Source organism: Phyllobacterium sp. P5_D12, assembly GCF_054049495.1.
In genome coordinates, this window is record NZ_JBFUMG010000152.1 from 1 (window position 1) to 9,208 (window position 9,208).

Sequence of the window (9,208 nt, forward strand, 5' to 3'; positions counted from 1 at the left end):
GAACCAGTGCGAAGCTGCGCCGCGTCTCTTTCCTGATCGACGTGCCGCATGGCGAGGGTGCTGCCGATGTCATGGGCGACGAGCCCATCTGGGCCAAAACCTCGAAGGATTACGGGACGGTTCAGGCAGGTCATGGTGTCGGCGCTCCGCGCTTTGACGCAACAGGGGCGGTGGTTTCCGATGAGGGCGACAAGGGAGCTGTGCAAGGCGAATGGCGCGTCGTAGGCTGGGTTACGTCTGGCGGCTATGCTCATTATGTCGGCCAGTCAATGGCTCAAGGCTACGTGCCGGCAGAACTCGCCAAAAGTGAAGAGCAGGGCTTGTTTGAGGTGGAAATCCTTGGCGTTCGCCGGGCCGCCCGGATCAATCTGGAGCCTCCGTTCGATCCGTCAGGCGAAAAGATGCGCGGGTAATTCAAAGGCCGAAATATAGGGCAGGCCTCTGCGCTTGCCTGTCCAACCGACGACGACCAAGGCGCTAGCGGCTTCATCATAGCGCTGCGCCAGTTCCCAGGATTTGCAATCGATAGCAGCGATATCTGCTCGGCCAGACGCAACTGCGTCAACGGAATGGCGATGCCCGCCGGTCTCCGTATGGCCAATAAACAGATCCAGCGTCTCTCCCTGGGCTTCGAGATCCCGCTGAAGAGCGAGGTACCCAGACATGGAGTCATAACTATTGAACGCGAGCCGTTTCCGCCGCATTACGTCCACAGGCAGGCTGGCCTCTCCGCCGACTGGCGCCGCTACAGGCAGCCCCTCGCCTCGCCGCATGACCAGCGCGCTTGAGTAAAGTTCACCATTTCCGCCATCAACGCCAGAATAGTCATCTTGCCCGACAACATGGACATAGGCTTGAAGACCCAGTTCCAGCGGGCCCCAGCAAGCTTGGGCAAAGAGCAAACCAGGATGACACCACAGCGCCTGCCGATCTAAATCGTCGGGTGGAAGTAGGGCTGGGTCCGGCGCGATGAAATTGCCAGCCCGATCCTTGATGCCGCCAGGAACCGCCGGCAGATCAGCATTGCGGCGCGCCAGAAAATCCGGCGCATTAAAACCGTTCGATCGCAATGCGTCACGCAAGGCCGCCCACTGCGCATCAACTTCAGCGCGCCGTTCCGGCCAGTCATACATCGGCAAAGCCGCCACAAGAGTCATAGAGTTTGTCTACTCTTTCGGCGGCTCGGCGGGAATAGGCATTGTTGAGCCACCCTGCAGACTGATGCCATGGCGGCGTGGCCGGAAGGCCCGTCCTGGAGCTGGCTCACGACGAAGAACGGGGTGAACGACTTCCTGTTTTTTGCGGAATGCATATGCACGCAAAATCTCGAAATAATTGCGGAAGACATAACCACCATTCATGCGCTGCCATTCCTCTCGCTGTTCGCGATAGAGCTCCGGCAGATCATACCAAGGCGCGGTTGGCCGTTTATGGTGCACAAAATGCAGATTGTTATTGAGGAATATGAGAGCGAGAGGCGATTTCTCCACAATAATCGTCCGCCCGTCTGGGCGCTCCGACCATTGGTGTTCGCAATAACTGCGGATCGAGATGATTGACAGGCCCCAATAAACAGCTGTCAGCGCATAAATCCAAAGCGGAATGCCGAAGACCAGCCATACCAGGCCGAGCATTGGAACAAGTCCGGCGCCATGCAAGAGCCATGCGGTGCGCGTCTTCCTGTCTCCTCCAGCAACCAGTTTCACCTCAGCGATGACAAAGCCAATGGCCATCAGAATCGGGCCAATAATAATCCGGCCACTCAGCGTGTTGTTCCAGTTGAGGAGTGATTTGACAAACGCAGGCAGTTTTTCCCAGTCGCCCATGGCGCGGAAATAACTCTCAGGATCGTCATAGGGGTCTGTCAGCCGCTCATCCGCATGATGCTTGAGGTGAAGATGCTTGTACCGCCGGTAAGGGAAAACGAGTCCAATCGGCAACGAAATCAGGATTTCGTTGACAAGACCACTGCGCGTTGGGTGGCCGTGCAGAACTTCATGCTGTAGGGACGAATGCAACGCGACCGAAATGGCCATCACTGCCAAAGCAACCAATGGCATGGTGTCGTAGACGTAAAAACCGGAGAAAAACCAAAGCCCGTAGCAGGCTGTCATCAAGCCAATGGTTGGCCATTCAATGCCGGTGCGCTTGCGCGAATGCTGGGATTGTGAAGAGGGTATTTTGTTATGTCGTTCTGATTCCATGTTTTTCATGGTCTCATTGTCAGGAGCTGTCAGCAATGCGATTTTTGTGAGTAAGTGTTGATTTTGCGCACCAAATGGCGCAATTGTTGTGTATTATAAACAATGCGGTGCGAATATGGATAAACGAGATCTTTCCCGCCTGTTCCAGGAGCGCATCAAAAGTCTCCTTGTCCGGAGCGGTGAAAACCAGTCAGCCTTTGCTGCATCAGTTGGTATTGACCGTTCAGCCCTGTCACAACTGCTTTCCGGTCAATCTACCAGGCTGCCGCGCGTCGAGACTTTGCTCAACATTGCCGAGCGCCACGCCGTGTCGCTCGATTGGCTTCTGGGACTGAGTCAGGATGAGGGTATTACCGGCGAACTTCGCCCAAGCATGGAAATAGAAGAAGGTTCGGACAATTTCGAACGCACTCTTCTTGTCAAATGGCACGCGGAAGCCACAGGCAGCAAAATCCGGTACGTTCCCGCGCGCATCCCGGACCTGTTGCGGACACAGGCCGTGGTTGCGTACGAAACATCAATGGTCCACCGCGACCCGGCAACCCAGTTGAGCGAGACCGCATTCCGGCTTGATTATAATCGACAACCGGGCACCGACATGGAAGTCTGTATGCCGTTTCAGACGCTAAGCGACTTCGCCGCCGGTTGCAGCATCTGGAGCGATCTTTCGCGCAAGGTCCGTCTCGAACAACTCAACCACATGGCCGAATTGATTGATGAGCTTTATCCGTCATTTCGGCTCTATCTCTTCGACGGACGCGAGCGCTTCTCTGTTCCCTATACCGTTTTTGGCCCGTACCGCGCCGCKATATTTGTCGGGGAAATGTATCTAGTCCTGTACACAACGGAGGCGGTGCTGACCATGCAACGGCATTTCGACGGACTTATCCGGGTTGCCAAAGTCAATGCCCATGAAGTGGCTGGACACATTTCATCGCTGAAGGTCGGTTGACCATGCGGCAGGCCTTGTCGCAAATGATTATTGACCACATATAAAGACTTCCTTATATCGTTATTTAATTCATCCAAGGGAAACGTGCGCCATGACCATTGCAAACCCACTTGCTGATCTCATCGCCGAGAAGGGCGTTTTGCTGGCCGATGGCGCGACCGGTACAAATCTTTTTGCAACCGGGCTTGAAGCAGGCGAAGCTCCGGAACTCTGGAACGCAGTGCAGCCCGAGAAAATCATTGCGTTACATCAAGGGTTTGTCGATGCTGGAGCCGACATCATCCTGACCAATTCCTTCGGTGGCACACGTCATCGTCTGAAACTGCATCATGCACAGGATCGTGTATTCGAACTCAACAAGAAAGCCGCCGAGCTGGCGCGCAGCGTTGCTGACAAGGCAGACCGCAAGGTCATTGTTGCAGGTTCCGTCGGCCCAACAGGCGAATTGCTAGTACCGCTCGGTGCCTTGACCGAAGAAGATGCGGTCGCGGCTTTCACTGAACAGCTGGAAGGCTTGAAGGCCGGAGGCGTCGACGTTGCCTGGATCGAGACAATGTMGGCTCCGGGCGAAATCCGCGCAGCTGCAGAGGCAGCTGTCAAAGTGGGCCTTCCTTATGTGTATACCGGATCATTCGATACCGCCGGCAAGACCATGATGGGCCTACCGCCGAAGGACATCCACGGTGTAGTCGATGGACTTGCGCAACGTCCGGTTGCCGTTGGCGCAAATTGTGGCGTCGGTGCCTCGGATATTTTGGCGTCTCTCCTCGACATGAGCGAAGCCGATCCTTCCGCAACGATCGTTATCAAAGGCAACTGCGGCATACCGGAATTTCGCGGCGCGGAAATCTTCTATTCCGGCACTCCGGAACTGATGGCCGACTACGCCCATCTCGCAATCAATGGCGGCGCAAAGATCATCGGTGGCTGCTGCGGCACATCATTCGAGCATCTGGCGGCAATGCGCAAAGCGCTCGACAGTCACACGCATGGCATACGCCCTTCTGTCGAGACAATCGTCGAGACCATCGGACCAATGCGCAACAAGCTTGCAGCTCACGCTGATGACATGCCGAAGCGGGAACGCCGCGGACGGCGGGGATAGACTAACTTGACGCAAAAAACCGGCGGTTTGACCCGCCGGTTCTTTTTGGCACAGTCTTTTGGACCTCAGAGGTCCTCGATTTCGCGGCGGACCCTCTTCAGGATTTCGCGCAACTGCTCGGCTTTTTCTGTTGTCAGCGATCCACTACGAAGCTTCGAGCGAAGCGCGAAGCTCAATGCATGCATCTCTTCACCCAGAGCAGCACCGTGTATCTCGCCTGAAGCGCTGTCGAGTTGGCCGTTTATCTTGTCCAACTCCGCCCGGTTCTCGTCGAGATAGGCAAGCCCCTGATCCGTAATCGTATAGAGCCGCTTGTTGCCCGTTGTGGTGGAAGTGACAAGATCGGTCTCTTCCATCATCTGCAACATCGGGTAGATCGCACCGGCACTCGGGGTATAGGCCCCCTGGAATCTCGCCTCCAGCGCCTTGATGACATCGTAACCGTGACGCGGTTCTTCCGCGATCAAGCCGAGGACGACAAGGCGCAATGCGCCTGGATCGAACATGCGTGGGCCGCGCCCTCCAAAAGGACCGCCTCGATGCCGCCCGAACGGACCGCCGCGTCCGCGTCCGCCAAAGCGACCGCCTCCCTCCTGCGAACCTGACATTGCCTCAACGCGCGACCAGTGATCGCCGCCGAGACCGTGGTGATTTCTGCAATGACCGTACATGGAATTTCTCCTAGTTATATCTTTCATGCGCTATATCTACACAAAGATATATCTTTAAGCAAGTCAAAGATATATCTTTTAGCGAGATTCCCGCCTAAGAGTTTGAATTAGCTTCTGTATTTGTTACGGAAAGCACGTCAGCCTCGCGCAAAAGCGTTCATGTGAAAACGCATGTGCGGCGCATTGTAGACCTGCTCGCATCCCACAGGACACGCGCGGCGCGCCAAACAACCGCCGTTCAGGCACTCGTTCCCCTCTCCAGAAGCAAGATGAGAACGACAACGGACGACATTGTATCCGTCACCGGCAAAAGCATTCACTGGGCAGGCCGAAAGACATGGCTCGTCCCGGCAATCATCACAAGGATGACGCTGCGGACCACCCCTATGAAAGTCGAGTTCGCGATCAAATAGCAGCGCCCCGCGATAAGCATGCCAAAGCCCGAATTCGGGATGGACCAATATTCCGAGTGGAGAAGGGCACAAGCCTTCCGCTTGCTGTGCCCATTGCTGGAATGGCAGATAGGGCCGATCGGAGGGAAACACGGCTATTGCACCGAATTTCATTGCAACGGCACTCAGAACATCCTTGGACCATTGATCGAGCGGATCCTGGGAATCCGCGTGGTCTTGCCACCACCGCGTGAAATGCGGCCAAATGGCCGACCCGAAGTGGCCAACCAAGACAACACTTCGAAAATGGCCCCCTTGAATCAAGGGCGAAGGAGCGTTCTCTTCGTCGAAAACGAAACCGCCGCGCGGGACCAAACCATATGGCTCCAGCGCGGCGGCGATTTGATTGGGGATCAGGTTTTCACGATCATCCTGCATCTGAACCCTTTACAGCAGAGGCCCAGACTTCCTGGTGGATCAGATCGGCCACTTTAGCCCGGCCGTCTTCGGGCTTCTTTCACGTGAAAGCGTCGGGCATGGACGCCTTTTTCTTGGCGATGAACTCCTTAAGTGAATCGTCGATGTCCGGGTCGAGATAGGGCGCCTCGTATGTTTCCAGCCAGCGGCGAGCAAGTTCATTAGCGCGCTGATCCGCCCGCTTTTCGCCTTCCGCCAGCCATTGCTCGTACGAATTGTTATCTGCAATATTCGACCGATAGAATGCCGTTTGGAAGTTCGCCTGCGTGTGGTCGCAACCAAGATAGTGGCTACCAGGACCAACTTGCCGGATAGCATCCATCGCCTGACCGTTCTCGGAGAGGTCGACGCCTTGGGCGATCTTCTGGGCCATGCCGAGCTGATCAATATCCATCATGAATTTTTCATAGGAAGATACCAGACCGCCTTCGAGCCAGCCCGCCCCATGCAGCACGAAATTCGTGCCCGCAAGAAGCGTCGAATTCAATGTATTCGCGCTCTCATAAGCTGCCTGAGCATCGGAAACCTTGGAAGCACAGAGCGAACCACCGGTGCGGAAAGGCAATCCGCAGCGGCGTGCCAGCTGCGCGGCACCGTAGGAAACCAACGAGGGTTCGGGCGTACCAAAGGTCGGCGCACCTGATTGCATGGAGATCGACGACGCGAATGTGCCAAAAATCACAGGGGCGCCCGGCCGGATCAGCTGAGTGAAAGACGCACCCGCAAGAACCTCAGCCAGGACCTGTGTGAGCGTACCTGCCACCGTAACCGGGCTCATGGCGCCGGCAAGAATGAACGGCGTGACGATGCAAGCCTGGTTGTTACGCGCATAGACCTTCAATGCACCCAACATGGTTTCGTCGAATACCATGGGAGAATTCGCATTGATCAGGCTGGTCAAAACAGTGTTTTGATCGAGATAGTCCTCGCCAAAGACCAGCTTGCACATGGAGATCGTATCTTCGGCACGTTCAGGTGCGGTGACAGATCCCATGAAAGGCTTGTCGGAATATTTGATATGCGCATACACCATATCGAGATGGCGTTTGTTGACGGGCACATCGACCGGTTCACATACCGTACCGCCGGAATGATGAATAGACGGCGCCATATAAGCCAGCTTGACGAAATTATTGAAATCTTCGATCGTCGCGTAACGGCGAACGCCCGCGAGATCACGAACGAAAGGTGGCCCATAGACCGGTGCAAAAACGGTAGCATCGCCGCCAATCTGGACGGAGCGTTCCGGATTTCGCGCATGCTGCGTGTAGATCGGCGGAGCAGTCTTCAGCAGAGAACGCGGCAGACCCTTGGGAAAATGTACCCGCTCGCCCTTGACGTCGGCACCCGCTTCTTTCCATAGCGCCAGTGCTTCCGCGTCATCGCGAAACTCGATACCAATCTCTTCAAGCACCGTATCGGCGTTCGCCTCAATTATCGACAAACCTTCTTCGTCCAACACTTCGAACGTTCGTATCTTGCGCGTAATATAAGTCAGCGACTTACCAGGACCGCCACCCGAACGCGCGGCACGACGTGCAGCTGCACCCGCGCCAGCGCCGCGGCCGCGACGTCCACTGCTTGTCTCTGCTTCTGCAGGTGCATCGACTGACGTTTCCTCAACCATTTTCTGTCTCCTCAGCGCTTCACAAGCGCAGACTTCGTCTTAAGCAGGTCAAATCTAAACGTGGCACCAGCGAGAGCGTTTCCGTGTGCGGCACCGGGTGGCGCATCGGAGACAAACTGCCGGTCGTTTTCGTCATTTACTAGGTCGCATTTAAGCGATGCGTTTTCAGCAACTTGCCCGATATGTTAAAGAAACACCAGTTATGTTAGTGACATTGCATAACGCTTGAGAGGAAGCATAAAAATGGCCGATGATGAAATCATTCTTTCGGAGCTTTCTGACGATGAACTCGTCGAGCAAATGCATGACGATCTTTATGACGGCCTGAAGGAAGAAATTGAGGAAGGCACCAACATTCTGCTTGAACGTGGTTGGGTGCCCTACAAGGTTCTGACCGAAGCTTTGGTCGAGGGCATGCGCATCGTTGGCGAAGACTTCCGGGACGGCATTCTCTTCGTACCTGAAGTGCTGCTCTCAGCCAACGCGATGAAGGCCGGCATGTTTATCCTGCGCCCTCTCCTTGCTGCAACCGGGGCACCGAAGCAGGGCAAGCTCGTCATCGGGACCGTCAAAGGCGACATCCATGACATCGGAAAAAATCTGGTCGGCATGATGATGGAAGGTGCTGGCTTCGATGTCATCGACCTTGGTATCAACAATCCGGTCGAAAAGTATCTGGCGGCAATCGAAGAACATCAGCCCGACATTCTTGGCATGTCGGCACTACTTACGACCACCATGCCCTACATGAAAGTCGTCATCGACACGATGAAGGAAAAGGGCATCCGCGACGACTATATCGTGCTCGTGGGTGGTGCACCTCTCAACGAAGAGTTCGGCAAGGCCGTCGGCGCGGACGCCTATTGCCGCGATGCGGCGGTTGCTGTTGAGACCGCCAAAGCCTACATGAAACGCAAACACAATCAGCTTTCGGGAGCTTGATGGCGTGCAAAACGGCCGCATGAGCATGCGACCGTTTTGTTAGCAAGAAATCAATAAACGGCTGAGGCCCAGACGGCCCTAAGCGTTAATTAATTGGCTGACTTTGCCACGCGATGACCAGCGCTCTGGGTCGCATTGACCGTATTGGCCGTATCTTGACCCATGCCGCGAATTGTATTGGCACAGCCGGCAAGTGCGACGACTGCAAGTACAGCGGCAATCGGAGCGATATGTGATAGTTTCATGGACGGTATCTCCCGTTCTGCTAAAATTAAATCCAACGCTGGAACAACGCGATAGAGCAAGATCAGTTCCATGAATGCAAGCCGAAAGTCGACGAAGTCACCAGAGATCGTTCGGGTCATTGCTTGCGGGATGATTGCGCGGGAAATCCTCGCGATACGCGAACAATTTGGCCTCGAGCATATTGATCTCAAGTGCCTCCCCGCGATTTATCATCACTATCCGGATAAGATTGCGCCATCGGTAGATCGCGCAATCGTCAAAGCCAAGGCAGAAGGCATAACACGCATATTCGTCGGCTATGCAGACTGCGGTACGGGTGGCATGCTTGACCGCGTCTGTGAGAAACATGGCGTCGAACGTATCGCCGGCCCGCATTGCTTTTCATTCTATGCCGGCAACGAAGCCTTCTCCTCACAGTGGGACGACGATATGACGTCGTTTTTCATGACGGATTTCCTCGCCCGCCATTTCGAAGCGTTCATGGTCAAACCGCTGGGACTCGATCGGCACCCGGAACTGCGCGACATGTATTTTGGCAACTACACCAAGATGATTTACATGGCGCAGACTGATGATCCTAAGTTGAGCGCGA

General features: G+C 55.3%; 11 protein-coding genes. 6 read left to right on the plus strand and 5 right to left on the minus strand.

Translation table 11 applies throughout. The annotated features are described in order from the left end of the window. On the plus strand, window positions 1-413 hold a 413-nt coding region (locus ACXJ5O_RS12200), incomplete at its 5' end, for a glycine cleavage T C-terminal barrel domain-containing protein (RefSeq protein ID WP_457300120.1). Here ACXJ5O_RS12200 and ACXJ5O_RS12205 read toward each other — a convergent pair. Beyond that, window positions 390-1,157, minus strand: a complete 768-nt coding sequence (locus ACXJ5O_RS12205) for a PhnD/SsuA/transferrin family substrate-binding protein (RefSeq protein ID WP_457300121.1) — start codon at window positions 1,155-1,157, stop codon at window positions 390-392. The two genes, ACXJ5O_RS12200 and ACXJ5O_RS12205, sit on opposite strands and share 24 nt — an antisense overlap. Before the next feature lie 9 nt (window positions 1,158-1,166). After that, entirely contained in the window at window positions 1,167-2,204 is a 1,038-nt protein-coding gene (locus ACXJ5O_RS12210) for a fatty acid desaturase (RefSeq protein WP_457300122.1), read from the minus strand. Between the two features lie 115 nt (window positions 2,205-2,319). Here ACXJ5O_RS12210 and ACXJ5O_RS12215 point away from each other — a divergent pair, with 115 nt between their 5' ends. After that, on the plus strand, window positions 2,320-3,156 hold the full coding sequence (locus ACXJ5O_RS12215) for a helix-turn-helix domain-containing protein (RefSeq protein ID WP_457300123.1): 837 nt from the start codon (window positions 2,320-2,322) through the stop codon (window positions 3,154-3,156). 91 nt (window positions 3,157-3,247) lie between these two features. Beyond that, the gene (gene bmt / locus ACXJ5O_RS12220; protein WP_457300124.1) at window positions 3,248-4,261 is read left to right on the plus strand and encodes a betaine--homocysteine S-methyltransferase; all 1,014 of its coding nucleotides are present in this window, start codon (window positions 3,248-3,250) and stop codon (window positions 4,259-4,261) included. Between the two features lie 65 nt (window positions 4,262-4,326). Here bmt and ACXJ5O_RS12225 read toward each other — a convergent pair whose 3' ends face one another. Continuing rightward, window positions 4,327-4,932, minus strand: a complete 606-nt coding sequence (locus ACXJ5O_RS12225) for a PadR family transcriptional regulator (RefSeq protein WP_457300125.1) — start codon at window positions 4,930-4,932, stop codon at window positions 4,327-4,329. Between the two features lie 431 nt (window positions 4,933-5,363). Between ACXJ5O_RS12225 and ACXJ5O_RS12230 the strand changes: the two genes are divergently transcribed. Continuing rightward, the gene (locus ACXJ5O_RS12230; RefSeq protein ID WP_457300126.1) at window positions 5,364-5,819 is read left to right on the plus strand and encodes a hypothetical protein; all 456 of its coding nucleotides are present in this window, start codon (window positions 5,364-5,366) and stop codon (window positions 5,817-5,819) included. 22 nt (window positions 5,820-5,841) lie between these two features. On the opposite strand, the gene ACXJ5O_RS12235 is transcribed toward ACXJ5O_RS12230, so the two are convergent. Further along, window positions 5,842-7,428, minus strand: coding sequence for a trimethylamine methyltransferase family protein (locus ACXJ5O_RS12235; protein WP_457300127.1), 1,587 nt, complete (start codon window positions 7,426-7,428; stop codon window positions 5,842-5,844). A gap of 243 nt (window positions 7,429-7,671) precedes the next feature. Here ACXJ5O_RS12235 and ACXJ5O_RS12240 point away from each other — a divergent pair, with 243 nt between their 5' ends. Next, on the plus strand, window positions 7,672-8,370 hold the full coding sequence (locus ACXJ5O_RS12240) for a corrinoid protein (RefSeq protein WP_112528690.1): 699 nt from the start codon (window positions 7,672-7,674) through the stop codon (window positions 8,368-8,370). An 89-nt stretch (window positions 8,371-8,459) separates the two neighbouring features. On the opposite strand, the gene ACXJ5O_RS12245 is transcribed toward ACXJ5O_RS12240, so the two are convergent. Then, entirely contained in the window at window positions 8,460-8,615 is a 156-nt protein-coding gene (locus tag ACXJ5O_RS12245; protein WP_112528692.1) for an entericidin domain-containing protein, read from the minus strand. Window positions 8,616-8,685: 70 nt separating this feature from the next. Between ACXJ5O_RS12245 and ACXJ5O_RS12250 the strand changes: the two genes are divergently transcribed. Then, window positions 8,686-9,208 (plus strand): DUF1638 domain-containing protein (locus tag ACXJ5O_RS12250; protein ID WP_457300128.1); only part of this gene is annotated, 523 nt, incomplete at its 3' end.

What these genes read in the sequence shown, in the direction of transcription:
- ACXJ5O_RS12205 (WP_457300121.1), bottom strand. Translation starts at nt 1,157, where the DNA reads ATGACTCTTGTGGCGGCTTTGCCGATGTATGACTGGCCGGAACGGCGC.
- ACXJ5O_RS12210 (WP_457300122.1), bottom strand. Translation starts at nt 2,204, where the DNA reads ATGGAATCAGAACGACATAACAAAATACCCTCTTCACAATCCCAGCAT.
- ACXJ5O_RS12225 (WP_457300125.1), bottom strand. Translation starts at nt 4,932, where the DNA reads ATGTACGGTCATTGCAGAAATCACCACGGTCTCGGCGGCGATCACTGG.
- ACXJ5O_RS12230 (WP_457300126.1), top strand. Translation starts at nt 5,364, where the DNA reads ATGCCAAAGCCCGAATTCGGGATGGACCAATATTCCGAGTGGAGAAGG.
- ACXJ5O_RS12235 (WP_457300127.1), bottom strand. Translation starts at nt 7,428, where the DNA reads ATGGTTGAGGAAACGTCAGTCGATGCACCTGCAGAAGCAGAGACAAGC.
- ACXJ5O_RS12240 (WP_112528690.1), top strand. Translation starts at nt 7,672, where the DNA reads ATGGCCGATGATGAAATCATTCTTTCGGAGCTTTCTGACGATGAACTC.
- ACXJ5O_RS12245 (WP_112528692.1), bottom strand. Translation starts at nt 8,615, where the DNA reads ATGAAACTATCACATATCGCTCCGATTGCCGCTGTACTTGCAGTCGTC.